This is a genomic window from Marinitoga arctica (assembly GCF_054657315.1).
The window spans coordinates 1-356 of the sequence record NZ_BAAHYY010000085.1; the positions used below are offsets into that span (position 1 = coordinate 1).

Annotated in this window: 1 pseudogene; it reads left to right on the forward strand. The window is 21.3% G+C overall.

Going from position 1 to position 356, the window contains the following annotated elements:
- Positions 1-220, forward strand: a pseudogene (locus ACYQ44_RS10465) (IS21 family transposase); the annotation flags it as partial.
- Positions 221-356: the final 136 nt, after the last annotated feature.

Here is a 356-nt window from a genome sequence, read left to right on the forward strand (position 1 = left end):
ACCTGAATATATAGGTAAAACTATGCGGATAAAAACCAATGAAAATTATCTGTATATATATTATAACACAGAATTGATAACAGTACATAAAATAACAGATAAAAAAATAAATTATATATCAGACCATTATACAACATTAATGTCAAAGCATATAAAAGATTCAAAAGAACTAAATGAAATGTGTTCTAATAACCTGAAAAAATTAGATAATTTTTTGTAGGAGGAGAACATGAATAATTATATAAAACTACAAAATAATCTTACAGAATTAAATTTGCTAAATATAAAAACCAATCTAGATAAATATTTAAATTTAATAAATACAGGAGAAAAAAGTGTAATAGATGCATTATACG